General features: G+C 43.9%; 21 protein-coding genes. 7 read left to right on the top strand and 14 right to left on the bottom strand.

All coding sequences use genetic code 11. The annotated features are described in order from the left end of the window. The first annotated feature begins 28 nt into the window (after positions 1–28). Positions 29–1,588 carry a SulP family inorganic anion transporter gene (locus R8N46_RS10825; RefSeq protein ID WP_005380840.1) on the top strand — a complete coding sequence of 520 codons (1,560 nt, stop codon included), beginning with the start codon at positions 29–31 and terminating at the stop codon, positions 1,586–1,588. Between the two features lie 60 nt (positions 1,589–1,648). On the opposite strand, the gene R8N46_RS10820 is transcribed toward R8N46_RS10825, so the two are convergent. Continuing rightward, positions 1,649–2,098, bottom strand: a complete 450-nt coding sequence (locus tag R8N46_RS10820) for a low molecular weight protein-tyrosine-phosphatase (protein ID WP_053304232.1) — start codon at positions 2,096–2,098, stop codon at positions 1,649–1,651. A gap of 117 nt (positions 2,099–2,215) precedes the next feature. Here R8N46_RS10820 and cobO point away from each other — a divergent pair, with 117 nt between their 5' ends. Then, positions 2,216–2,821 carry a cob(I)yrinic acid a,c-diamide adenosyltransferase gene (cobO, locus tag R8N46_RS10815; RefSeq protein WP_005380837.1) on the top strand — a complete coding sequence of 202 codons (606 nt, stop codon included), beginning with the start codon at positions 2,216–2,218 and terminating at the stop codon, positions 2,819–2,821. Between the two features lie 62 nt (positions 2,822–2,883). On the opposite strand, the gene R8N46_RS10810 is transcribed toward cobO, so the two are convergent. The 3 genes from R8N46_RS10810 to apbC form a co-directional block, all read right to left on the bottom strand. Beyond that, the gene (locus tag R8N46_RS10810) at positions 2,884–4,971 is read right to left on the bottom strand and encodes an AsmA family protein (RefSeq protein ID WP_115386195.1); all 2,088 of its coding nucleotides are present in this window, start codon (positions 4,969–4,971) and stop codon (positions 2,884–2,886) included. A 188-nt stretch (positions 4,972–5,159) separates the two neighbouring features. Beyond that, a complete protein-coding gene (gene udk, locus R8N46_RS10805; RefSeq protein ID WP_005380833.1) occupies positions 5,160–5,801 on the bottom strand; it encodes a uridine kinase in 642 nt (213 codons plus the stop codon). 180 nt (positions 5,802–5,981) lie between these two features. Then, positions 5,982–7,058, bottom strand: coding sequence for an iron-sulfur cluster carrier protein ApbC (apbC, locus tag R8N46_RS10800; RefSeq protein ID WP_104975494.1), 1,077 nt, complete (start codon positions 7,056–7,058; stop codon positions 5,982–5,984). A gap of 162 nt (positions 7,059–7,220) precedes the next feature. Here apbC and metG point away from each other — a divergent pair, with 162 nt between their 5' ends. Further along, on the top strand, positions 7,221–9,296 hold the full coding sequence (gene metG, locus R8N46_RS10795; protein WP_005387290.1) for a methionine--tRNA ligase: 2,076 nt from the start codon (positions 7,221–7,223) through the stop codon (positions 9,294–9,296). A 78-nt stretch (positions 9,297–9,374) separates the two neighbouring features. Here the strand turns inward: metG and R8N46_RS10790 are convergent, their stop codons facing one another. The 3 genes from R8N46_RS10790 to R8N46_RS10780 all read right to left on the bottom strand — a co-directional run bounded on the left by R8N46_RS10790 (position 9,375) and on the right by R8N46_RS10780 (position 10,796). After that, complete coding sequence (locus R8N46_RS10790; protein ID WP_242412952.1) at positions 9,375–9,620, bottom strand: hypothetical protein; 246 nt, start codon at positions 9,618–9,620, stop codon at positions 9,375–9,377. A 182-nt stretch (positions 9,621–9,802) separates the two neighbouring features. After that, entirely contained in the window at positions 9,803–10,141 is a 339-nt protein-coding gene (locus R8N46_RS10785) for a hypothetical protein (protein ID WP_062730501.1), read from the bottom strand. Between the two features lie 10 nt (positions 10,142–10,151). Further along, positions 10,152–10,796 carry a hypothetical protein gene (locus tag R8N46_RS10780; RefSeq protein WP_225452447.1) on the bottom strand — a complete coding sequence of 215 codons (645 nt, stop codon included), beginning with the start codon at positions 10,794–10,796 and terminating at the stop codon, positions 10,152–10,154. Positions 10,797–11,539: 743 nt separating this feature from the next. On the opposite strand from R8N46_RS10780, the gene R8N46_RS10775 reads away from it, so the two are divergent. Then, positions 11,540–12,349 carry a hypothetical protein gene (locus R8N46_RS10775; protein ID WP_115386434.1) on the top strand — a complete coding sequence of 270 codons (810 nt, stop codon included), beginning with the start codon at positions 11,540–11,542 and terminating at the stop codon, positions 12,347–12,349. 110 nt (positions 12,350–12,459) lie between these two features. Here the strand turns inward: R8N46_RS10775 and fadR are convergent, their stop codons facing one another. Further along, a complete protein-coding gene (gene fadR, locus R8N46_RS10770) occupies positions 12,460–13,299 on the bottom strand; it encodes a fatty acid metabolism transcriptional regulator FadR (RefSeq protein WP_005380824.1) in 840 nt (279 codons plus the stop codon). Between the two features lie 639 nt (positions 13,300–13,938). On the opposite strand from fadR, the gene nhaB reads away from it, so the two are divergent. Then, a complete protein-coding gene (nhaB, locus tag R8N46_RS10765) occupies positions 13,939–15,525 on the top strand; it encodes a Na(+)/H(+) antiporter NhaB (protein WP_005380822.1) in 1,587 nt (528 codons plus the stop codon). An 83-nt stretch (positions 15,526–15,608) separates the two neighbouring features. Then, on the top strand, positions 15,609–16,145 hold the full coding sequence (dsbB, locus tag R8N46_RS10760) for a disulfide bond formation protein DsbB (RefSeq protein WP_017821379.1): 537 nt from the start codon (positions 15,609–15,611) through the stop codon (positions 16,143–16,145). A gap of 79 nt (positions 16,146–16,224) precedes the next feature. On the opposite strand, the gene R8N46_RS10755 is transcribed toward dsbB, so the two are convergent. After that, a complete protein-coding gene (locus R8N46_RS10755) occupies positions 16,225–16,842 on the bottom strand; it encodes a YecA family protein (protein WP_017633855.1) in 618 nt (205 codons plus the stop codon). 170 nt (positions 16,843–17,012) lie between these two features. On the opposite strand from R8N46_RS10755, the gene dusC reads away from it, so the two are divergent. Continuing rightward, positions 17,013–17,972: a tRNA dihydrouridine(16) synthase DusC gene (dusC, locus tag R8N46_RS10750; protein WP_213972421.1), complete on the top strand. Its 960-nt coding sequence runs from the start codon at positions 17,013–17,015 to the stop codon at positions 17,970–17,972. A gap of 51 nt (positions 17,973–18,023) precedes the next feature. On the opposite strand, the gene R8N46_RS10745 is transcribed toward dusC, so the two are convergent. The 5 genes from R8N46_RS10745 to R8N46_RS10725 all read right to left on the bottom strand — a co-directional run bounded on the left by R8N46_RS10745 (position 18,024) and on the right by R8N46_RS10725 (position 24,493). Continuing rightward, on the bottom strand, positions 18,024–19,484 hold the full coding sequence (locus R8N46_RS10745; protein WP_005380815.1) for a sensor domain-containing diguanylate cyclase: 1,461 nt from the start codon (positions 19,482–19,484) through the stop codon (positions 18,024–18,026). A gap of 174 nt (positions 19,485–19,658) precedes the next feature. After that, positions 19,659–21,485 carry a maltodextrin glucosidase gene (gene malZ, locus R8N46_RS10740; protein ID WP_025767213.1) on the bottom strand — a complete coding sequence of 609 codons (1,827 nt, stop codon included), beginning with the start codon at positions 21,483–21,485 and terminating at the stop codon, positions 19,659–19,661. Positions 21,486–21,626: 141 nt separating this feature from the next. After that, positions 21,627–22,421 (bottom strand): ABC transporter ATP-binding protein, encoded by a 795-nt coding sequence (locus tag R8N46_RS10735; protein WP_005387275.1) that lies wholly within the window; start codon positions 22,419–22,421, stop codon positions 21,627–21,629. Then, positions 22,418–23,353 (bottom strand): ABC transporter permease, encoded by a 936-nt coding sequence (locus tag R8N46_RS10730; protein WP_115386198.1) that lies wholly within the window; start codon positions 23,351–23,353, stop codon positions 22,418–22,420. The genes R8N46_RS10735 and R8N46_RS10730 overlap by 4 nt, the downstream gene beginning before the upstream one ends. A gap of 174 nt (positions 23,354–23,527) precedes the next feature. Next, positions 23,528–24,493, bottom strand: a complete 966-nt coding sequence (locus R8N46_RS10725; RefSeq protein WP_115386199.1) for an ABC transporter substrate-binding protein — start codon at positions 24,491–24,493, stop codon at positions 23,528–23,530. Positions 24,494–24,723 lie beyond the last annotated feature (230 nt).

Below are 24,723 nucleotides of genomic sequence, written 5' to 3'. Positions count from 1 at the left end.
TCATTGCAAAGAGAACTTAAAAACAAACATGTTCGAATTTCCCCAATTTTCTAAGCACTCCGTAAAAAATGATGTGCTATCAGGCTTAACCGTTGCGCTAGCATTGGTTCCTGAAGCTGTCGCATTTGCGTTCGTCGCAGGCGTAGATCCGATGGTCGGTCTTTACGCTGCATTCATCGTTGGTCTTATTACTTCCATTTTCGGTGGTCGTCCTGGCATGATCTCTGGTGCAACAGGTGCCATGGCAGTCGTAATGGTTTCGCTTGTCGCGACTCACGGTGTCCAGTACCTATTCGCAGCCATCATGCTCGCTGGTATTCTTCAAATTGCCGCTGGTATGTTTAAATTGGGTAAGTTCATCCGTATCGTACCTCACCCTGTGATGATCGGTTTTGTGAACGGTCTGGCTATTGTTATCTTCCTAGCTCAGTTGGGTCAGTTTAAAGCGCCAGACATCAACGGCATGCTTACTTGGCTACCACAAGACCAGATGCTGCTAATGCTTGGTTTGGTTGCGCTGACTATGGCAATCATTCACTTTCTACCAAAAATCACAACAGCTGTACCCTCTTCACTTGTTGCGATCGTAACGGTGACGGCTTTAGTGGTTGGCTTGGATCTGGAAACTCGAACTGTTGTTGACTTCCTGCGTACAATGTCTGGTGATGAAGCTGCAACACTCGCAGGTTCACTACCAACCTTCTCTATTCCTGCGGTACCATTTACACTAGAGACACTACAAATCATTCTTCCATACGCGATCATTCTCGCGGCCATTGGTCTAATTGAATCTCTACTAACACTGACAGTTTTAGATGAGATGACGAATACTCGTGGTCAATCTAACCGCGAATGTATCGGTCAAGGTATGGCAAACATGACGTGTTCTGTGTTTGGCGCAATGGGTGGTTGTGCGATGATTGGTCAGTCGATGATCAACGTAAACTCAGGTGGTCGCGGCCGTCTATCTGGTATCGTTGCGGCTATCGCTCTATTGATGTTTATCTTATTCGCTTCTTCGCTAATTGAAATGATCCCACTCGCTGCTCTGGTTGGTGTGATGTTCATGGTTGTCATTGGTACATTCGAATGGGCAACATTTAAGCTAGCACGCCGCGTACCGAAGCAAGACTTCTTCGTTATTGTTCTTGTGACCGTTGTTACTGTTCTTACTGACCTTGCTGTTGCCGTAGCGGTTGGTGTTATCGTTTCTGCATTAATGTTTGCATGGCAACACGCTAAGCACATCTATGCCGACACGTGCTTAAACGAGGAAGGTTCAAAAGAGTACAAGATTCACGGCCCTATTTTCTTTGGCTCTGCGGCTAACTTCCTGGAGTTGTTTAACGCGCCTGAAGATCCAAAAGATGTGATTGTCGATTTTGCAGACTCTCGCGTGACAGATCACTCTGCAATTGAAGCCATTGAAACACTGGCTGAGCGTTACAATGCTCAAGGTAAAACGCTGCACCTTCGTCACCTAAGCCCAGATTGTCGTAAACTTTTGGACAAAGCTGGCAGCTTGGTTGAAATTAACGTGAAGGAAGACCCAAGCTACAAAGTCGCAACCGACATACTAGCGGGTTAACACGAATAAAAAGGGATGAGCTGAGCTCATCCCTTTTTCTATTGTCTTCAAGTACGGTGATTATAGCTTCTTCAAAATTGCGTCTGATGCCTCTTCGATTAAATCAAGCACCAGTTCAAAGCCATCTTCCCCACCATAATATGGGTCCGGGACTTCGTCGTAAACTGACTCAGAATGACTTAAAAATAACGATACTTTGTGTCGATACTTCAACGGACAAATATCCAATAAATCGGCCAAATTTGCTTTATCTGCGGCTAATATAAGGTCAAACTTTTCAAAGTCATCAATGGTGACTTGGCGCGCTTGCATTCCTTTAAAAGAATAACCTCGCTGCTTTCCTGCTGCCATCGCTCTTGAATCCGGTCGGTTTCCTGCGTGGTAGCCAATTGTACCTGCCGAATCAACCTCTACTTCAACGCCTAGCTTTTGAGCTTTCGCTCTTAACACTGCCTCTCCAGTTGGTGACCGACAAATGTTTCCCATACAAACAACAAGTATTTTCTTCATTTTATTCCCTGAATTATCGGTGGTTTTTCTTCACGATATGTTGGTCTATCATAGCGAGATAAATCAATGAACCCAAATTAGCTTGGGCACAGCACGAAAAGGAATTAAGGAAGTATTATGTCTATCGAAGAAAATAAAGAAGCACGCCATAAAGCTCGCCAACAAAAAGTCAAAGAACAGGTAGACGCAAAAATCGCTGCTGCTCAAGAGGAAAAAGGTCTGCTACTGATCATTACCGGAAATGGTAAAGGTAAATCGACATCAGGATTCGGTACGATCGCACGCGCAGTGGGTCATGGTTTGAATTGTGCTGTCGCGCAGTTTATTAAAGGTACTTGGGACAACGGTGAGCGCAACCTACTTGAGAAACTCGGCGTTGAATTCCAAGTAATGGCGACCGGCTTTACATGGGAAACTCAAAACAAAGCCGCTGATACCGAAGCAGCGCAAGGCGTATGGCAAGAATGTAAACGCATGCTGCAAGACGACTCTATCGATGTCATCTTGTTTGACGAGCTAACTTATATGGTGAGCTACGGCTACATCGACTTAGACGAAGTGGTCGAAGCACTGAGCAACCGACCTAAAATGCAGTCGGTTATTATTACTGGGCGTGGCGCACATCGAACCCTGATTGAAATGGCCGATACCGTTTCTGAAGTGAAAAATGTAAAGCACGCATTTGAATCTGGCGTAAAAGCCCTCAAAGGCGTCGATTGGTAACACTCGCAGAGTAATTTAAAAAGGGTTGGCAAAATGCCAACCCTTTTGATTTTCACGCACGGTTAGTTGAAAAGATTCTTCAATAAACCATCGACCGCATCTTTGGTTTTCTCGTCTTTGATTTTGTCCGTTAGCTTCTCTACGCCACGATCGATTTCTTTCTGAGCTTTCTGCTTCAGAACATCATCGAATACGAGCTTGAATTTAGGTTCTGCCCACTTACCAGACACATTGATTGGAATCGTGATGTCTTTCAGCTCATCTATATCTTTACCGCCCTGGCCTTCTAGGCTACCTACAACTGACGTGCTGATAGTAAAGTCGACTGTTTCATTGATGTAGTTTGCGGTACCTTTACCACGAACACGTAACAATGGAGACTGAGCTTGCATATTATCCGTTGATACAACACCTTTGTTGAGTTTCAATGTCGCCGTCATCGCACTGAAGTCTGTTTTCTTAGCTTCATTGGTGCCTTCAACTTTTTGCCCTTTAAATTTCGCATAGTTTTCACGAATCAACTGAGCAACGTTGATGCCATTCACCGCACCGTCAGCAAAATTGATAACAACCGTACCAGATAGATTCTTCTTGATACCGGTAGGCGTGAGACTCTTACCTGTAACATTCACATCAATGTTACCTGTCCCTTCAAGTTTGTCGTTTTCAGCAACGTCTATAAGTAGCGGTTGAACTTTCACGCCTTTGATTGACTTTTTAACACTGTAAGTCGCTGGTGATTGGCGTGCATCTAACTTCGCTGTCGCTGAGATTGAGCCTTGGTACAACTTCGAACTAAAAGATGTAAGCTCAAACACGCCACGATTTACAGTGAAGCTCGTTTTTACCGCTTCCATCTTCGCATTTGCCGCTTTGAATTTGTCGATAGTAATGTCACCCTTTACATCTAACGCTTTCAACGCAGACAAATCAGGCTCAACCTCAGGTCCGGCAGGAGCACTCTCGCCACCAGAAGCAGGCTTATTACCTTCGGCAGCTTGCTTATCTAACCCTAAGAACTCATCAAGATCGATATTGGGGCTATGGAGAGCAAAGCGTACTTTAGGAATATCACCGAGTGTCACATCTGCCTTACCATCTAGGGCGATAGCATTCGCTGTTAACTTCTCTAGAACAAAACTCAGATGGTTTTTCGTTAGGTCGAAAGACAGATCAGACACCATGTCGACTTTCATTGGGGACTGAGGTAAAGCATCACCCTCAAAAGTCGATTTAAGAGTTAACTTATCCAACTGTACTTTGCTGATAGCCTTGTCCACGCTAAGTTGACCAGCACCCTGCATATCTAACTTCATACCACCAGCGTCACCCTTAATGGCATAAGTCAGGTTATTTACTTTATCGAATTCAAACGTGTCTAAACCGATCGTTGCCGATTCAATTTTATTGGCAGGGTCAGAGTATGTCGCATCAAAGTTGATGTTCTTTAGCGCGTAGTTTGCCAAACCTTTTTCTAGCTTAAAGTCTGCCTGACCTTTCGCGGTGAACTTTTGGTCGTTCATTTCGCCCTTCACGCCAAAATCAGCCGTTGTCCAGTTGCCAAAAGCGAATTCGGAAAGGTTTAATGAAATATCATAAAGTTTGGTGTAACTACCGGCTTGCTTATCCTGCATTTCTAATGAACCGTTAGAAACCGTAACGCCAGCAAGATTAATACTCCAATCAGAACCAGAAGTTTGCGTTTCACCATTTTGCGTAGGCGCAGTATTGCTCTCTTGTTCTGCTTGTTGTGTTTGGGCTTTCGTCAATGCATCAATATTCTTGCTGCCATCTTTCTTGGTTTCAATGTAGAACTCAGCACCATCAAGCGTGACGTTTCCAATTTCAAGCTGTTGACTAAAAAGTGGCATAACAGAGATGTCTACACCAACGGTATCAACTTTGAATAAATTGGGTTTACTAAAGCCTTGCGGGTTTCGCAATTCTGTATGTCCCAACTCAAAGCCAATCGATGGGAAAAATTGCCAACTGATATCCCCTTCAATCACCAACTCTAATCCCGTTTGCTTTTGCGCTTGCTCAACAATAAGGGGTTTAAACTGATTCGGATTGACGAAGATGGTTAACGCTAAAATTGCGACCAAAATGACCACAATCGGTATTGCTAGAATTAAGAGCAGTTTCTTCATTTGTTTTTCCTTGCTCGAGTGTTTTTACAATTATAAGCGCAGACTCCATTTACCGCTGACAGTTCCACAAAAGCGTGAAAAGTGTCTGGTTTTAACCTGCAACTGACTAATTTAAAAACAAAAAAAGAAGTGGCACTTAAGGTGCCACTTCTTCTCCTAAAAATAAAGCGATATAGCCGTCTATAGGCTTAAGCTTTCAAAAGTCTTGCAATGTGAGCTTTTAATACATCAATTGCGATACGGTTTTTACCACCGCGAGGAACAATAATGTCCGCATATTGCTTAGAAGGTTCGATAAACTGCATGAACATCGGACGTACTGTTTGTTGGTATTGCTTAAGAACAGATTCCATAGTTCGGCCTCGTTCTTCCACATCACGCTTAACACGGCGAAGCAAGCAAATATCTAACGGTGTGTCCATAAATACTGTCGCATGCATCAAATCACGAAGACGAGGGTCTGTAAGAAGAAGGATACCTTCTAGAATGATCACCTTTTTAGGTGTCATTGTGGTGGTGTTAATTGTTCTTGTGTGCTCAGTGTAGCTGTACTCAGGCACTTCTACTGCTTCACCACGTACCAATTTTTCTAGGTGCTCACACAGTAGGTCGTGGTCCAACGCACTCGGGTGATCGTAGTTCGTCTTTACTCGCTCTTCCATGCTTAGGTGGCTTTGGTCGTTGTAGTAGCAATCTTCCGTGATGACACCGATTTGATGATCGCCTACTTTCGCGCGAAGCTCATTATAAATAGTGCTCGCGATCAGACTTTTTCCAGAAGCAGAAGCGCCAGCAATACCTACGATGACGCATTGATTATTATCAGACATTAGTTTGCACCCGATGATGATTTCTAGTCACATAAAAAGATAAACTGCCTGATTATAGGGAGTTCACCCCATAGTTACTAGTTGGAATTAGGGTTTAGTCATAAGTTTCTGCCTGCTCAGAGGATTAACCTCCGAGCAAACGTTAAAATGTGCAATTATCAACCAACAGGCATAGTAAACTTAGTTCACCATTGTAAAGCTAATCGCATCTGGTTTTGCTTTGCCTTGCCAAAACATCGTGCTACATACGCGATCGGCAAGTTGCTTATAATACCCTGCATGCTCACTTTCTGGGCGTCTTGCTACCGTTGGCACGCCAGCGTCAATATCTTCTCGCATAGAGATATGAAGCGGAATTTGTCCTAACAATGCTAAGCCAAATTCTTGCGACATTTTTTCAGCTCCGCCCATACCAAAAATATGCTCTTTCGCGCCACATTGACTACAAATGTGATAACTCATGTTTTCCACAACACCAATAACCGGGACATGGACTTTGTTAAACATTGCCGCTCCCTTCCTTGCATCGGCAAGGGCTAAATCTTGCGGTGTTGTGACTAGCACGCTACCTGTTACCGGAATTTGTTGTGACAGAGTCAATTGAATATCCCCCGTACCGGGCGGCATATCAATCACCAAATAATCCAAATCTGGCCAATCTGTTTCAGTTAATAACTGCGACAATGCTTTTGAAGCCATTGGACCGCGCCATATCGCCGCTTCTGATTTATCCACCAAATAACCGATAGAATGAGTATAGATGCCGTGAGCAAAAATGGGTTCCATCCACTTGCCATCACGAACTTCTGGTTTAGCATCTTCTTGCCCCAACATCATAGGTACAGACGGACCATAGATATCTGCATCCAACAATCCCACTTTCGCCCCAGATTGAGCAATCGCCAACGCTAAGTTAACTGCGGTAGTAGATTTACCAACGCCACCTTTCGCAGAACTGACGGCAACGATGTTCTTAACACCCTTAACCGAGTGAGCCACTTGAGTTTCTAAAGCTTTAACTCCAAGGCGAATATTAAATGGGAATTCAGCCACTTTACCCGAGGCTTGCTGCTGTTTGATCCAGTCATGCAGTACGGTTTGAAGCTCATTACTTGCGAATGGCAACGTTATATCAATAGAACCCTGTGTCGTAATCGAAATTGCGCCATGAATATCTGCCCAGTTTTCCACCAACTGTGGATGTTGGAATTGGTTAAACCAGTGACAAAAATCTTGTTTTGAAGTGAACTGATGCATAAGCCCTCCTTTTAGATGTCATGCTACCACCGTCCAGGCTCAACCAGAACCCCAAAAAAACTAAGGCATTCCGCAGTTTGACACCTTGGAGTTAGTCAGTTCATGGGGTAGTATTATCCATCAAAATTTATTTATACCTATCAAGAAAAGCGAATATTAAGTATGGCAAACGATCCAAAAAACTTTCCGTCAAGGAAAATGCTGGTAACTTGTGCCCTTCCGTACGCTAACGGTTCGATCCACCTTGGTCATATGCTTGAGCATATCCAAGCGGACATTTGGGTTCGTTACCAACGCCTACGCGGCAACACTGTAAACTTCATCTGTGCTGACGATGCTCACGGCACGCCAATCATGCTTAAAGCGCAACAGATGGGTATTACTCCTGAAGAAATGATTGCCGCAGTTAGCGAAGAGCACCAAAAAGACTTCGCTGGATTTGATATCAGCTTTGATAACTACCACAGCACGCACTCAGATGAGAACCGTGAGCTAGCGTCACACATTTATCTTGAGTTGAAGAAAAATGGCTTTATCTCTAGCCGCACTATCTCTCAGCTGTTCGATCCAGAAAAAGAGATGTTCTTACCGGACCGTTTCGTAAAAGGTACATGTCCAAAATGTAAGTCTGAAGACCAGTACGGTGACAACTGTGACAACTGTGGTGAGACTTACAGCCCAACAGAACTGATCAATCCTAAATCTGCGGTTTCTGGTGCGACGCCAGTAATGAAAGATTCAGAGCACTTCTTCTTCGACCTGCCTCAGTTTGAAAGCATGCTAAAAGAGTGGACTCGCTCTGGCTCGCTACAAGCTGAAACAGCGAACAAAATGCAAGAATGGTTCGAATCTGGTTTGCAGCAATGGGATATCTCACGTGACGCACCATACTTTGGCTTCGAGATCCCTGGTGAGAAAAACAAATTCTTCTACGTGTGGCTAGACGCGCCTATCGGCTACATGGGCTCTTTCAAAAATCTATGTGACAAGCGCGACGACCTAGATTTCGACGAGTATTGGAAAAAAGACAGCTCAGCAGAGCTGTACCACTTCATCGGTAAAGACATCGTTTACTTCCACAGCCTATTTTGGCCAGCAATGCTAGAAGGTTCTGGCTTCCGCAAGCCTAACAACGTATTCGTACACGGTTACGTAACCGTAAACGGCGCGAAAATGTCGAAGTCTAAAGGTACGTTCGTAAAAGCAAGCACTTACCTAGAGCACCTAGACCCTGAGTGTCTACGTTACTACTACGCTGCGAAGCTAAACAGCCGTATCGATGATCTAGATCTTAACCTTGAAGACTTCACTCAGCGCGTAAACGCTGACGTTGTTAACAAGATCGTTAACCTGGCATCTCGTAACGCAGGTTTCATCGCGAAACGTTTTGAAGGCAAACTGTCTGACAACTTTGCAGAGCCTGAACTTTACAACGAATTTGTTGCTGCTGCTGACCGTATCGCTGAGCTTTACGAAACGCGTGAGTTTGGTCGTGCAATCCGTGAAATCACGGCATTGGCAGACAAAGCTAACCAATACGTTGATGAAAAAGCACCGTGGGTTGTAGCAAAAGAAGAAGGCAAAGATCAGGAACTACAAGACATCTGTTCTGTCGGTATCAACCTGTTCCGCGTACTGATGACTTACCTGAAACCAGTAATGCCATCGCTAGCTGCGCGTACTGAAGCGTTCCTAAACCAAGAGCTAACTTGGGAAAACATCGCTGCTCCACTAACAGGCCACGAGATCACTAAGTTCAAAGCACTGTTCAACCGTATCGATCCGAAGAATGTTGAAGCGATGATCGAAGCGTCTAAAGAAGATGCGGCGGCAGAAATGGCGGCGAAAGAGAAAGCTGAAGCGGAAAAGAACAAGGCTAGCCAAACCGAGCTAGACAAAGAACCAATCGCTGAAGAGATTGAGTTCGATGCTTTTGCTGCAGTAGATATGCGTATCGCTCGTATCATCTCTTGTGAAGAAGTACCAAAAGCCAACAAACTGCTTAAGTTCCAATTGGACATCGGTGGTGAAACTCGTCAGGTATTCTCTGGCATCAAGTCAGCTTACAAACCTGAAGAGCTAGAAGGCAAACTAACGGTAATGGTTGCAAACCTAAAACCTCGTAAGATGAAGTTTGGTATGTCTGAAGGTATGATCCTAGCGGCAGGCCCTGGTGGTAGTGACCTGTGGATCCTTGAGCCACACGAAGGCGCTCAACCTGGTATGCGCGTAATGTAAGTATCTTTATTGAAAAGGCTTAACTAAATCAGTTAAGCCTTTTCTCGCAGTTAAGCTTATCGATTAAGCTTGATTGTACTACAAAGAGAATTCTACTGGACCCCAAGTAATAATCGCGCCACATGCAAGGAAAAGTACAAAGCTGATCGTGACTACAAAAGCGAGAACTCGATCAAATGTCGTTGCGTATTTTAGTATTAACTGATCATCTACAAGTGATACTTTCGCAGGCTTGCCTCGCATTAAAACTGTAGTATACATTGGGAATCTAACCCCCCAGGTATCTCTATCCCAACCGACAGGGCCATGACCATCCTTCGACATCTTTTTCTCAATCCGCTTTACCGATATACGAATAAAAAACAAGGTACTCACTAGCCAAGTGCATCCAACAATAATGTTTACAATATTAAAATAAAACACTTTGTTCCCTTTACTAGGATTTGGCTTTTCAACTAGGCTTGTATTCACCGTTCTACAGAGCCCTGCGCTTAACTGGTTTTCACTCAGTACTCTTCAGGCCCCAACCCCATTACTGCTCCCAAAGCAAGTGCCATCACGAAGCTTATTGTGACAATATACGCAAGCACTCGGTCAAAGACCGTCGCGTACTTTAGAATAAGTTTGTCTTCTACCAGCGATACTTTCGCAGGTTTACCTCGCATCAACACTGAGGCGTACATGGGAAATCTAAAACCCCACCCATTTCTGTCCCAGCCAATTGGATCATGACCATCCTGCAATATTTTTGTCTCAATCCGCTTTGCTGATACACGAATAAAAACCAATGTGCTCAGTAACCATGTCCAACCAACAATCATCACTATAAGATCGAAACAAAACACAACTACTCCTTTAAAACCAATTTACTTTAGAGCTAGTTTCATAGGTTTTTTCTGCTAAACCTTGCCCAAACCAATCACCCATTTTTGCAGCCGCATAACCAGCCCCTAAACCAACACCTATTAATACTACTACTCCAAATGGGCCAGCAGCCAAAGCGACTCCCATTCCAGATACAATCACTTTGGATGTAGTCCAAACGCCAGCAGCGTTGCTCGCACCAAACCCTGCAACTTCCATTGCTGCTCTTTTTTGCCAATTTTCTCCGTTATTCTTGGCATTTCGAACATTGTTAAAGCGAACACCAGCATCAATCATGATGATCTTTTTACCCACAATACTAGAGCTTTGTTCAAGAAATCGAATTGAGCGGATGTTAGCTATAGATGTTAAATGTAACTTAGTTATATCCCTGCCACTTCGCGCGATATTGACAGCCCTATTCGGGTTGCTCCAAATGTTTCCACGGCTACTTTTAACTCGTCCTGCATAATGGGCAAGCTCTTTTGTAAATTTGGCATTCAAAGAACTGTGAGCTTCTTTAACTCTATATCCAAGCTTCACAAGCTCCTTTTTCTGCGCACCACTTCGTGAGGCTGTACGTACATCTAGTAAGGCGTTTTGATATTTGAGCGAAGCTTTCCCGAAATTACTCAATCTGACTTGCTTTTCATTAACAGCAGTAGCGGCAGCACCTACTGCAGTATACTCATCGATTCCCCCCTCCCCATAGTATGATTAGTAGCATCTAAAAAAGGCTTAATCTCTTTTTCATAGAGGAGGGCTACCGCTTGTTAGTTTTCATCGCCAAACTCACGTGTTAGATTGGCTACATTTCTTTTGGTTTCTTGTGACCAACTTTTTACAGTATCAAGAGCACAAGCTATATCAGGTCTCTCGCTACGCAACTTAGCTATATTGTTCACAGAGCCTTCGTTCAGTATGAAAGGAGTACCTGCGGGAATAAAACTACCAAATATATGTGGGTTGTCCTTACGAAACTGAAGGTACCTATCCTCATCATTTGTATCGATAGGGAGCGTTATCTTTGAGTGAGTACTGAAGCATAGGTCGAATTTATTAGACAAATTAATTACCTCGAACAATCAACAAAATAGACAACTTATATCATATGAAGTGTTCGAGTATTTTAATTTCTAAACATTGTGACTTGAATCAGACTACAAAAAGTAATCAATATGTAACTCACAAAGAATAACGCGTACACCAAGCATCGACACCGAATAATCAACCATATTCACAAATTTGGTGAATCCATGCACCAACAACGACCATTCAAAAAGAACATTCAATATAACCAATTGTTTAAATTGAGTTTTTGTTTGGCATCAAAACTGCAATCTTCCTTGTTAGGTCCAAACACTAACAAGGAGTTGGTTATGTTTGTTTTGATTTCCACACTATTGTCCATCGCTATTTTAGCCGGAATATATCACTTATCTTCTAAACGAGAGCAGCAACATGCGCGCAAATATCAGCTGTTAACATTGTTGCGAGATGTTGTTCACCTTCTGAGACACCACCGAGCTGCTACTCACTACTCGCTTCAATTCCAACAAAACGATCAACAAAAATTGGACGCTCTTCATGATGCTCTGACTAACAAGCTGCATCTTTTAGTCGAAACATCACGGTTTGAAAACAAACCCATGTATCGCGTATTACAGATTAAAGTAGGGAAACTACTTGAACAATGGGATGACCTTAGTGTTGCAAGAAACCAGATGGAGCATGGTAAGTTGATTCGTCATTGCTTGTTCTTGATGGATGAAGTAACCATCGCATGGCTAGCGGTTGAGCAAAGAGATGACTTGCATAATGAGTATCACATGAACTGGCAAAACATTATGGATAGCTTGGAGACCCTGACTCAGTTACGAATCAGCATTCAAGATTTAGGAGAACAAGGCGGAAATGAGCGTTTCAAAAACTATGCATCGGTCATGATGCGTAAGCTAAACCAACTAGCGGTTATCGCTCCACTTAGCATTACCTCTCCTGCTTCCACGCGCTCAATACAGACGCTAAATGAATACGTGACAGGGAGTCATGTCGACTTAACAGAAGCAGAGCTTTATGGCGTCACATCGGACTTGTCATTGACCATCTTCAATACTTACGACCATGTCCTTTCAGATGTCGTAGAGTCATTATATCTACCGTTACCCAGACTCTCGCTAGCAGGATAAACGTTCCATACCTTATTATTGGTGCTAGGTCCGTCGCCGACTTATAAATAAAAACAAAAAAACCGCAGGCCTAAGGCACTGCGGTTTTCGTTTATTCAACTTGTCAGCGCTTAGCTGTCGTCTTCCGTGAAGTTCGTTGGTAATTGCTTTTTCATTTCGTTCCAGATCAACGCACTTTCCATACCATAATGACGAATCACTACTGGTAGTTGCTCACGCTGGCCACTTTCACAAGTTTCGAGCAATTGATGGTAAAACTTCAGAGCTAGCTCACGAGAAGCTGGATTTGAGAAGTAGTAGCTACCGACACGATCGTAGAGCTTCTTCAAACCATTAAAGATCAAACCGTAAATTTGATTTCCTGAATGGAATGCTAGGCGCTGGAAAAGCATATAATCGTAAAAGTTGAACGTTTTAGCAATCAAGATTTCTTGACGCTTCGCTTCATCTTTCTCGTTATCTTCTTTCACATTCTGCAGAACTTTTTCGGCATACGGCGAGGAAGCGATGAATTCGTCCCAGGAAGCCGCATTCATTAAAGCTTCACAAGATTCGATTACGTTCTTAATTGTACGCTCAGAGCTCTCTTTGTTCGCTTTAAATGCATAGCGCATAAAGATAGGACTGATGTTAGTACGTGCCGCAAGCAGATCTTCTACAATGTTTGTCGCATTATCAACGTCTAGCGTCATTAAAGTATCCAAAATATGCAGACCAGAGGTCTCCATAAATTGGTTAACTTTCGTAGGTTTGCCGTGCTGGATAGTCAGCCATCCATCACGGGCTAGTCGTTGAAGAACCTCTCTTAAAGTCGTTCGAGTAACACCAATCAGTTCGGACAGCTCGCGCTCAGCAGGTAAAATTGAGCCTGGAGGAAAACGGCCGTTCCAAATGCTCTCGATAATATATTTTTCTGCGAATCCCGCAGGGCTTTTCGCCTTTATGACCATTCTACTTTTTATCCAATATTGATTTCTGAGGGTCGATACTACTCATCATACCACTACTTAGCGGTTTGAGAAAATTTACGATCAATAGTGAAAACGACTCCATAACATAGAGTTAATACTCTATATGTTGTGTCAATTTAAGAGGCTCTAACATGCGAGCGAAAGCAGTAAAATATGAATTTTCATTTAATTAAACAGCTCACAAATCTCGGAGAAATAAAGACAACCGTGTCACATTTTCATATTCAAAATATGAAAAATTACTTTGTATATCACAGTTAATATTCTTTCTTAATTTGCCTTTTCTCGTCACTGACCGTCATTTAAAATCCAAGAGGATTTTTTTAAGACTTTCATGGTATAGTAACGCCGTTTTGATCGCGTTATTACATTTAAAAAGTCATTTTAGTCGGTAGCATCACGTTTTGTTATTGACTAATAAATGCCTGAGTGTAGAGTTTGCGGTCGAAAGTGAGCGGTGCTTGAGTTCAGGGGAAGTAACTTGGCAAGACTACAATAAACAAAGGATTGTTGTTTTACTAAGTTATTGTTTTTAAAGACTAGTTAATAAGTCTAACAAACAGATACTTAAGCACTATTGTAGTGTCTATTCATAATTTTGTTATAAAGAGAATTATCATGCCGATATCGCTCGGAAACGCTTTTATCAAGAACTTCCTTGGTAAAGCGCCTGATTGGTACAAAGTTGCCATTATAGCCTTCTTAATAATTAACCCGATTGTATTCTTCCTAATAAACCCATTTGTAGCTGGATGGTTGTTGGTCGCTGAATTTATTTTCACGCTAGCAATGGCATTAAAATGCTACCCATTACAACCTGGCGGTTTACTTGCTATTGAAGCCATTGCTATCGGCATGACTAGCCCTGCGCAAGTTAAGCACGAATTAGTAGCAAATATCGAAGTACTGCTACTTCTGGTATTTATGGTTGCGGGCATCTACTTCATGAAGCAGCTATTGCTGTTCATTTTTACCAAAATTTTACTTGGCATTCGCTCTAAAACCCTACTATCACTCGCGTTCTGCTTTGCTGCGGCATTTTTGTCTGCGTTTTTGGATGCCTTGACGGTTATCGCCGTTGTTATCAGCGTGGCGATCGGCTTTTACTCTATCTATCACAAAGTGGCGTCTGGTAACCCTATCGGTGACCATGACCATACACAAGATGACACGATCACTGAACTAACGCGTGATGACCTAGAAAACTATCGTGCCTTTTTGCGCTCTTTGTTGATGCATGCTGGTGTAGGTACTGCCTTAGGTGGCGTAACCACGATGGTTGGTGAACCTCAAAACTTAATTATTGCAGACCAAGCGGGTTGGTTGTTTGGTGAATTCCTAATCCGTATGTCTCCAGTGACACTCCCTGTATTTTTCTGTGGTCTCATCACTTGTGCTTTAGTTGAAAAGCTTAAAGTGTTTGGCTACGGCGCGAAGCTTCCTAACAACGTTCGTCAGATCCTCGTCGATTTTGACCGTGAAGAGCGTAAAACGCGAACAAATCAAGATGTCGCAAAACTATGGGTTCAAGGTCTTATTGCGGTTTGGTTGATCGTTGCACTCGCTTTGCACTTAGCGGCTGTCGGCTTAATTGGCCTTTCTGTGATCATTTTAGCGACCGCATTTACTGGTGTCATTGAAGAGCACTCCATGGGGAAAGCGTTTGAAGAGGCCCTGCCCTTCACTGCACTGCTTGCAGTATTTTTCTCGATCGTTGCTGTAATCATTGACCAAGAGCTGTTTAAACCAGTCATTGATGCGGTGCTTGCCGTTGAAGATAAAGGTACTCAGCTAGCTCTGTTCTATGTGGCGAATGGCTTATTATCTATGGTGTCGGATAACGTGTTCGTTGGTACGGTTTACATCAATGAAGTAAAAACTGCACTCATTGAAGGCCTCATTACTCGTGATCAGTTCGACTTACTGGCGGTGGCAATCAATACTGGTACTAACCTGCCTTCTGTTGCAACGCCAAACGGTCAAGCGGCATTCCTATTCTTACTCACATCGGCTCTCGCTCCATTAATTCGCCTGTCTTACGGTCGAATGGTTATCATGGCGCTGCCTTACACCGTCGTTCTTGCGATTGTCGGTCTGATGGGAATCATGTTCTTCCTAGAGCCTGCAACCGCTTCTTTCTACGAAGCTGGTTGGATTTTACCTCATAGTGGTGATCTGACTCCCGTAGTATCCGGTGGTCACTAAAATTTGAGTTGATTAGGAAACTTATCCACGATAAAAAGCTCTGAGTATTCAGAGCTTTTTCTATTTCAGACAGGAACAAAAACGTGACTATTTTAAATTCACTTAACCAGTTTTCAAAGGGACGTTTATCGTGGCTACTGCTTCTGCTATTCGTCGTTTTCTTTGAAGCATGTGCCCTCTATTTTCAGCACGTCATGATGCTTGCACCATGTGTCATGTGTATTTATGAAAGAGTCGCGATGATGGGAGTGGGCGTCGCTGCAATGGTTGGTATATTGGCACCCAAGAACCCAATTTTCCGCTGGCTAGGTTTGATAGGCTGGGGATTAAGTGCTTACAAGGGTTTGTTACTTGCGATGCAGCACGTTGACTACCAGTTTAATCCATCACCATTCGCGACTTGCGATTTATTCGTCACATTCCCTAGCTGGGCTCCGCTCAATCAGTGGGTTCCTTGGATGTTTGAAGCATATGGTGATTGCTCTAAGGTTGTGTGGCAGTTCCTTGATTTATCAATGCCACAATGGTTAGTCGTAATTTTTGCAGGCAATTTAATCGCTTTGGCATTAATTGTAATTGCACAATTCTTCCCTGCAAAACGCGTTAATCCAATTCGTTAATCCTACTGACGCGTAAAAATTAACAAAAAGCCGACCATCTGGTCGGCTTTTTGTTAAGTGGATAGCGCGGCGATTCGCTTTAGCCGCGTGATTGACCACAGCACTGCTTGAATTTTTTTCCGCTCTCACAAGGACAGGGATCATTGCGCCCGATACCTTTGAATGGGTTTAGGCTTTGAGCTTTATTGCCTACCATCAACTCATCCGCGCCCAGCGCGACTTCACCGACCATTAAATCAAGCTGGTCGACTAAATCTGTCAGGGCCGGTGGCGTTTCAATACCTGCGTCGCGCATCTGTTGCTGCGTTGCTGGCTCATCGATAGCCAGCATCAAAGTGGTCAGTAATGCTTGCAGCATACGCTGTAATCCATCATTGAGCTCAACGTCCTGCCACTGTTCTTCAATCATTGGCCAAACAGACATAAAGCCTTCGGCAAAATCAGCAAGTTGTTCGGGATCTTTGCCTGTTAGCTCTAGCACGGAATATTCGTTTCGTTGAATTCGGTTATGCTGCTTGTGAATTTGCTCTTCCACAGCTGGTTGAATCGCTTTGAATCCCTCACCTAATAGCGGCTCTAACCACTTTTCAGGAGCGAGTGGTTTTGTCGTCAGATTCGCAGCTAACACTGCGCCTTCGATAAATAGGCAAGATTCATCGACGTGAACTTCACCTTTTTCAATCAATGTGTATTGCATGACATCTGGTTTCCCATAAATTTGGCGGCATTATACCTCAGAGCTCAAAAGCACGTAACCTAACGTTGTGTGTTTGACTGCATTGGGCGCTTCGACTCTTTTAATGACAAACTTAACTTACATCGCTACAATCGCCCTCCTTTTTACCACCAAACTGTATTAGGCAAGCTATGCGAGTTGTACTAGGCCCAATGGAAGGCGTTTTAGATCATTTGATGCGCCAAATCCTGACCGAGATAAACGACTATGACCTGTGTGTTACGGAGTTTGTTCGCGTAATCGACCAGCTATTACCCGATCATGTATTTCACCGTTTATGCCCGGAGCTGTTGCAAGGTTCTCAGACTGCATCTGGTGTGCCAGTACATGTGCAATTGTTGGGACAAGAACCAAACTGGATGGCTGAGAACGCAATTAAAGCGGCAAATCTTGGCGCCAGAGGTATTGATATAAACTTTGGTTGCCCAGCCAAAATGGTCAACAAAAGTAAAGGTGGAGCAGCGCTACTCCAACATCCAGAGCTCATTCACCGTGTGGTTAAAGCTTGTCGAGAAGCCGTTCCAGAAGCCATTCCCGTAACTGCAAAAATTCGTCTTGGCTGGGAGAACCCTGAAGATTGCTTTGAAATTGTCGATGCCATTCAGTCTGCTGGCGCAAATGAACTGACCGTACACGCACGTACTAAACAAGGTGGTTATAAAGCTTCTGAGATAAAATGGGATTACATCAACCAAATTCGCGAACGTTTTGATATCCCACTGATTGCGAATGGCGAAATTTGGAATTATGAAGACGGTCAACGTTGCATTGAAACGACTGGCGTTAACTCTTTGATGGTGTGCCGAGGCGCTTTCAATATCCCTAACTTAGGCAATATGGTAAAACATAACCACCAGCCAATGTCATGGCCCGAGGTGGTTGAGTTGCTCATCTATTACTCCAAGTTTGAGATGAAAGGCGATAAAGGCTTGTATTACCCAAACCGCGTAAAACAATGGTTCTCTTACTTACGTCAGGCTTATCCTGAAGCAAAAGACCTATTTAAAGAAATCAGAACGTTCAACAAAGCCGCACCAATTGTTGAGCATATTCAACGCTACCGCGATGACTTAAACTCTCAGGTTGCATAACTCCCGAACACAAAAAAGGACGAATATCTCGTCCTTTTTTGTACCTAAATCCTAGTAACAGATCTTATTTTTGCCGGTACTTTTGGCTTGATATAACTTTTCATCCGCCGCTTTAAACAATTCATCAAAGTTTTCTACTCGGCTCTCTTTACTAAACACCACACCGCCAGAGATCGTAAAGCCTTCTTTCGTTACGCGTGTCGAGCGCTCATCTATGGCCTTTTTTACTCTGTCTAAAATGAGTTTAATGCCCTCTGAATCTTCGTCATAAATCGCTAAAACGAACTCTTCGCCACCAAACCTTGAGGCAACATCGGTATGGCGAATATTTTCACGTATACATTTTGCAACAAGCTGAATTGCAGAATCACCGACATCATGACCATAGGTGTCGTTGATCTTCTTGAAGTTATCAATATCGAACACTGCTAAAGCAACCTGTTTTTTTGTCATCTTATTACGCCACACGGTTTGCATACCTCGACGATTCAATAAGCTGGTCATTGGGTCTCTTGCTGCCAGTTCTTTAAAGTAGCGTCGCTCGCTATGCATATTCACATAGAACAAGACGACGGTACTCAACACGTAAATAAATAGTGCGACAATAAGGCTGTATTTTTCAAAAACCGCTAGGTTCTTAGCTTCATCCCAAAGGTTGTACTCGTAGTACATGCTGTGATTCGCACTCAATCGCTCTAATTCGACTGGTTTGATTCGTGTACTGTTTGAAGGAATGGATTGTAAATTGGAAACCAAATGAAACTGACCTACAAGACCTAGCGACGAAGCCATAAGCGTATTGATGTCAAAATCAATAGATAAAACACCTTGATGTTCTCCTTTCTCATAGACGGGTACCGTCATACTAATGACTTGACCTTCCATCGAGTCCAACACAGGCCCTGGTCCAGCCAAGGTAATGTTCACTTTATCTTGCGCGGTTTTTTGCCAAAAAGGTCGGGCTTTTAGCGTTGACAAAAGCTCTCTCGTGAAATTTTTTGCGTAGGTATCGGGTGAGGAGATAACGTAACCGCGCTTGTCAATGTAATGGATTCCAACAATGTGCGATTCAATATCGTGCAGAAATGACAAGGACGGCGCAAAACCCGCCTTTTGTTCAGCTAACTGGTTAATCGTTGAACCTTGCTGGCATAAGCTTTCGTCCCCTACGATCATATAATCAAGGTCAACCGCAGGTAACCCTTCACTGTAAACACTTTCGAGTAATAACACATCTATAGGCCAAAGATAACAAAGCCCTTCTTTGACTAAAGAATTATGTTCTTCAAACAGTGGGTTAGCGTAATTGGTATAGTTGGTGAAGCTGTAATCTAAAGCCGTGAGCACTTTGATACCGCGAGACATTGCACGCTCGATACGCGAATACTCAGAATCGATATAGCGGTTAACCGCATCATAGTAATTTTTCGTTGTCACGAGTAAAACCACTACAAATAACGCCAGAGGAAAAAAGATGACAAATGAGAGGCTAAATCGCCTTTGGTTTACCATTGAGTACCATGCATATGAAAGGTCAATAGTCTCTTATGACTGCTATTAAATTGATACTCGTTATCTGGTGACGCATGCAATGCAGCACCAGATAACAAGAGACCAAACAAATGTGTGCGCGCTGTTTGAGACCGTTTATATATTAAAGGAGTTTAATCAATATAGAGTGTGGTGTCACTTTAGTCGCCATAATTTGCAGCTCTGTGCCGACATATTGACAGAGATATGACCTTTATAATCAACCTGTTCTGTGTCATCTAACAACGATATAACTTGGCTAACCTCCAAGCCCAGTTGCCACATAGGTAAATCGATTGAACATTCATTACCACTGAGATTAATCATAACAACGACTGCTTCACGACCCAGTACACGTGCGTACGCCAACTGGTTGTTAGTGCAATGCAGCCATTGAATACAGCCCGACTGTAAAGGCTTACATTGTTTACGTATCTTGATCCATTGTTGGTAAAGCGATAGCCATTGTGAACTTTCGATTTCATTCCAAGGAAAACAACGACGATTATCCGGGTCTAGACCTCCTTCTAGACCGACTTCACTCCCGTAGTAAATACAAGGCGTGCCAACGTAAGTCATAAGCATTGCTAGCGCGATGTTCATTTTACGCTTATCACCATCAACCAGTGTGATAAACCGAGCAGTATCGTGACTATCGAGTTGATTCAGCTGCGATAGCTGATTCGAAAATGGGATTTTTGCTCTGGCTTCGTCCAACCATACTTTAAACTCCAAACCATCAATGTTGATTGGATCGTACATAATGTCTTGTCGTGCGATAAAAGCTCGGACTGGATGAGCAAAACCGTAGTAGTTCATCGCCCCATCCTCTTGATCACCTTGCAACCACTGCGTTGCTTCAAAAAAGTGCTCACCTAACACATAAGCATTCGGGTTTACTGACTTAGTTGCATGACGAAACGCTGCCACATAATGAGCATTGTTTTTCGCGCCTTCCCCTTCGCCAAGCATATGGATTACATCAAACCGCCAGCCATCAACCAAGTACGGTGGCTTCAGCCAATACTTGATGACAGACTCTTCACTTTGGTAGATGTAGTCGCGCACCTGTTCATTTTCAAAGTTCAGAACCGGTAAGTTACCAATGCCTTTCCAACCCATGTAGTGATTGGTTTCGCCTTCGAAAAAGTAGTAATCACGGAACTTTGACTGCGGATTGCCATACGCTCCTTCTCCTTTTTGTTCGATATCAAACCAAGGATGATGCACTGACGTGTGGTTAAACACCGCGTCTAAGACAATCTTCATATTCTTACCACGGATTTTCTCACACAGTTCAGCAAACTGATCATTGGTGCCGAACATAGGGTCAACAGTGAAGTAATCAGTGGTGTCGTATTTATGATTACTTGGTGAAGAAAAGATCGGATTAAAATAAAGCGCAGTAACGCCGAGCTGTTCAAGATAGTCCAACTTTTGCTCCACACCTTTGAGGTCGCCGCCAAAGAATTCACGCGCCCCGGTATTTTGGTGAGAGCCTACCGCGTCTCCCCACGGCTTGACGATCGATGCAGAATCATACTGAGCATAAGCGTGGCGAATATCAGACTCACTTTTACTAGCAGAAAAACGGTCAGGAAAGATTTGATAGAAAACTTGCTCTTGGACCCAGCTTGGTGGTTGATGCTCTACATTCAACTTAAAGTGGAACTCTTTGGGTGGAATACGCTTTTGTACGCCTCGTGCATCGAGCCAGTATTGTTGTCCGTCTTTGAGGAGCTTAAACACATAATGCGTGACATCTCGATCTTGATTTGGTCGAAACGATGCCTCCCATAGTAATAATTCACCAGCCGTTCCTACTTGAGCCATGTCGACCAGATATTCTTCGTTGTCCGGCTCAATACGCACATAGACGGAATCAAAATCCAATGTCTCGGTTTTCAGTCTGACTGTAACTTGCTCGTCATTAAAAGCTAAACCATCAATAGTTTGACTATGAAAAATAAATGGCAGGTTCATTATGGGCACTCCTCGTCATCGGATATGCCACTATGTTATTGAAGAATTAGAGACAAGAAATCCTCCTTGCGAGTTGACATATCAGCCAATTTTCTCAAGGAGGATCACACTTAGTAGGCGTAGTGACTTGTCGGATACCGCTTAGTTCAACAAGAGACTGTCATCTGCCAGCTCTTCACCACGCACTTTGGAGAACATATCCAACAAGTCTGGTACTTGCATGTTAGCGCGCTGCTCTCCAGCCACATCAAGCACAATTTCACCTTGGTGAAGCATTACGGTCCTATCGCCACATGCTAATGCGTCTTTCATCGAATGCGTCACCATCATCACTGTTAAATCGAACTCATCGACAATACGTTTAGTTAAGTCGATAACAAACGCCGCCATACGAGGATCAAGCGCAGCCGTGTGTTCATCAAGCAATAACAACTTGCTCTCCGATAACGTCGCCATCACAAGGCTAACGGCTTGTCGTTGTCCACCAGACAGCAACCCAATGCTATCGCCCAAGCGGTCTTCTAAACCAAGACCGAGGATGCTAATTCGCTCTTGGAACAGCTTGCGACGTTTAGTAGAGAGCGCCAACCCCCAGCTGCGTTTTTTACCACGCATGTGCGCTAGAGCCATGTTCTCTTCTATCGTAAGTTCACCACAAGTCCCGGCCAATGGATCTTGAAACACTCGGGCGCATTGCGTCGCACGTTGGGCAACCGTCTGCTTGGTGACGTCTTTGCCGTCAATGATAACCTGACCACCTATCATCGGCGTCTCACCTGTCACCGCACCAAGCAACGTCGATTTTCCTGCGCCATTAGAACCAATCACGGTAAGAAATTGATGCTCTGGAACCTCTAAAGAGACGCCTTTCAATGCACGATTTTCCAAAATCGTCCCAGGGTTGAACGTGACCTGAATATTATTTAGTTCGATCATAATGCCTCCCCAGAACCATTTTTTGATGCCGCTTGTTTAGCATCAGTAACGCGTTGTTTCGCTCTCATGCTCTGTTTTAGCTTTGGAGCAATAAGCGCCACAGCCACCAATACTGCGGTAACCAGGTTGAGGTCTGAAGCTTGTAAACCAAACATGCCAGAGCTCAAAGCGAAAGCCACTGCAAGGCGATAAAGTACCGAACCGATGATGACCGCAAATACCGCAACCCAAATCTTGCGCCCGGGAATAAGGGTCTGCCCCAAAATCACAGCTGCCAAACCAACGACAATGGTGCCCACGCCAGAGGTCACATCCGCAAAGCTGTTCGTTTGTGCAAACAACGCGCCTGCGAATCCCACAAACCCGTTGGATAAAGCCAAGCCAAAGTAGGTATAAAAGCCAGTGCTCGCCCCCTGCGCAGAAACCATACGCGCATTCACACCCGTGGCTCGTAAACCAAGACCAAAGTCGCTGTTCAGCAGGCGAATGACAAAGAAAGCGGACAGAAGAACTAAGACCCCAACAACCAGAGGGCGAATAAACATCGCATCGCCCAATGCTTCAAACGGAGTGAGAATAGTACCCTCTCCAAGCAACGCCATATTAGGTTTGCCCATAATACGAATATTAATTGAAAATGCAGCGATCATGGTAAGAATGGAAGCTAACAGGTGTAAAATACCACACCGAACAGCCAGAAAAGCGGTTACCCACCCCGTCATACTACCAGCTATCATCGCCATTATTGTCGCAAGCCAAGGATTAATACCTGCGACAATCGCCGTTGCAGCCACCGCCGCTCCCATTGGAAAGCTGCCATCCACACTCAAATCGGGGAAATCGAGAACACGGAACGTAAGATACACACCCAGAGCGACTAGGCCATAAATCAAGCCAATTTCGAGTGCACCAAAAAAAGCAAATGCAGACATAACTGCTCCTTTCTGCATGCTCAGGCTGGCTAATACCAACCTGAACTTAAGACTTCTAACGTATACTCCCCTTCCTCTCTAGCAGAATGCTTTACACGAGAAATCTGGAGAGTATCAGTTTTGGGGCAAGCCTCTATCAACCAACGTGACAGGCTTAACCCCAAAAAGCGTTACTTATTGCATGCTTGTCGCACGTTCAATCACAGAACTTGGCAGCTTGATACCGAGCTTAGATGCTGCGCTTTCATTAATTACAAGGTCAGAGCCCGTCGCGACTTTTACATCCAGCTTGCCTGGTTCTTGACCATCAAGAATCGCCGCCACGTAATCCGCGGTTTGTACACCAACCTGGTAGTAGTCAAAACCTAAGCCTGCAATTGCACCCTTTTCGACATACGACGTCGCGCCACCAAATACAGGTTTCTTCGCTTGATTCGCTGCAACAATCATCCCTTCAATCGCACTTGCAACTGTATTGTCTGTTGGGGCGTAAAGAATGTCTGATTTCGCTGCAATCGCTTGAGTCGCAGACTGAACATCAGCACTTTTTAGTGCGGTCGCTTCAACCACTTGTATGCCTTTTGCTTTTGCGCTTTCTTTTAGTAATTCAACTAAAGTCACGGCATTAGCTTCACCGGGATTAAATACAACCCCGATGCTTTTCACCTGAGGAAGAATTTCTTGGATGAGATCGACATGCTGAGCAACGGGTGAAAGATCAGACAGGCCAGTTACGTTTTTGCCTGGTTTTTCCATCGACTTAACCAATTTCGCACCAACCGGATCTGTTACCGCAGTAAAGACAACAGGAATAGAGCGAGTAGCCGACACCAAAGCTTGTGCCGAAGGTGTCGCGATGCCAACTAACACATCAGGATTTTCGCCGACGTACTGACGGGCAATTTGCACCGCAATCGCTGGATTACCCTGTGCGGTCTTATAATCAAATTCTAGATTTTTGCCTTCTTCGTAGCCTTTCGCTTTCAAACCATCAAGCAATCCTTGGCGCGTCGCGTCTAACGCCGGGTGTTCGACAATCTGTGAAACTGCGACAGTTGCAGTGGCGGCCAGTACATTGGTAGAAGAAAAAATAGCAGTAGCTGATAGAACGGCAGTGGCTAATAAACGTTTCGTTTTCATCATAACTCCTTGATGTGACTTCGTCCTTGTTTCACGAGCTTTCAATATGTGTATCGACTCGTGAATTCAAATGTTTGAAGGCGGTATTGTTGTGTTCATATAACTGTGCACTTCTTGCGCATCTTGTTTTTATTATTACTACTAAGTCTTAGTAAAGAAAAGAAAGATTTAACACTAAAGCAACATTTGTGATCGGGGGGACTTCTTCATCCGGAAAGAATCTTTGGTAA

Origin of the sequence: Vibrio sp. 1874 (genome assembly GCF_033344395.1) — a bacterium.
GTDB classification, from domain to species: Bacteria; Pseudomonadota; Gammaproteobacteria; order Enterobacterales; family Vibrionaceae; genus Vibrio; species Vibrio alginolyticus.
This window is presented reverse-complemented; position numbering and strand designations above follow the sequence as displayed.

What these genes read in the sequence shown, in the direction of transcription:
- R8N46_RS10825 (WP_005380840.1), top strand. Translation starts at nt 29, where the DNA reads ATGTTCGAATTTCCCCAATTTTCTAAGCACTCCGTAAAAAATGATGTG.
- R8N46_RS10820 (WP_053304232.1), bottom strand. Translation starts at nt 2,098, where the DNA reads ATGAAGAAAATACTTGTTGTTTGTATGGGAAACATTTGTCGGTCACCA.
- cobO (WP_005380837.1), top strand. Translation starts at nt 2,216, where the DNA reads ATGTCTATCGAAGAAAATAAAGAAGCACGCCATAAAGCTCGCCAACAA.
- R8N46_RS10810 (WP_115386195.1), bottom strand. Translation starts at nt 4,971, where the DNA reads ATGAAGAAACTGCTCTTAATTCTAGCAATACCGATTGTGGTCATTTTG.
- udk (WP_005380833.1), bottom strand. Translation starts at nt 5,801, where the DNA reads ATGTCTGATAATAATCAATGCGTCATCGTAGGTATTGCTGGCGCTTCT.
- apbC (WP_104975494.1), bottom strand. Translation starts at nt 7,058, where the DNA reads ATGCATCAGTTCACTTCAAAACAAGATTTTTGTCACTGGTTTAACCAA.
- metG (WP_005387290.1), top strand. Translation starts at nt 7,221, where the DNA reads ATGGCAAACGATCCAAAAAACTTTCCGTCAAGGAAAATGCTGGTAACT.
- R8N46_RS10790 (WP_242412952.1), bottom strand. Translation starts at nt 9,620, where the DNA reads ATGTCGAAGGATGGTCATGGCCCTGTCGGTTGGGATAGAGATACCTGG.
- R8N46_RS10775 (WP_115386434.1), top strand. Translation starts at nt 11,540, where the DNA reads ATGTTTGTTTTGATTTCCACACTATTGTCCATCGCTATTTTAGCCGGA.
- fadR (WP_005380824.1), bottom strand. Translation starts at nt 13,299, where the DNA reads ATGGTCATAAAGGCGAAAAGCCCTGCGGGATTCGCAGAAAAATATATT.
- nhaB (WP_005380822.1), top strand. Translation starts at nt 13,939, where the DNA reads ATGCCGATATCGCTCGGAAACGCTTTTATCAAGAACTTCCTTGGTAAA.
- R8N46_RS10755 (WP_017633855.1), bottom strand. Translation starts at nt 16,842, where the DNA reads ATGCAATACACATTGATTGAAAAAGGTGAAGTTCACGTCGATGAATCT.
- dusC (WP_213972421.1), top strand. Translation starts at nt 17,013, where the DNA reads ATGCGAGTTGTACTAGGCCCAATGGAAGGCGTTTTAGATCATTTGATG.
- R8N46_RS10745 (WP_005380815.1), bottom strand. Translation starts at nt 19,484, where the DNA reads ATGGTAAACCAAAGGCGATTTAGCCTCTCATTTGTCATCTTTTTTCCT.
- malZ (WP_025767213.1), bottom strand. Translation starts at nt 21,485, where the DNA reads ATGAACCTGCCATTTATTTTTCATAGTCAAACTATTGATGGTTTAGCT.
- R8N46_RS10735 (WP_005387275.1), bottom strand. Translation starts at nt 22,421, where the DNA reads ATGATCGAACTAAATAATATTCAGGTCACGTTCAACCCTGGGACGATT.
- R8N46_RS10730 (WP_115386198.1), bottom strand. Translation starts at nt 23,353, where the DNA reads ATGTCTGCATTTGCTTTTTTTGGTGCACTCGAAATTGGCTTGATTTAT.
- R8N46_RS10725 (WP_115386199.1), bottom strand. Translation starts at nt 24,493, where the DNA reads ATGAAAACGAAACGTTTATTAGCCACTGCCGTTCTATCAGCTACTGCT.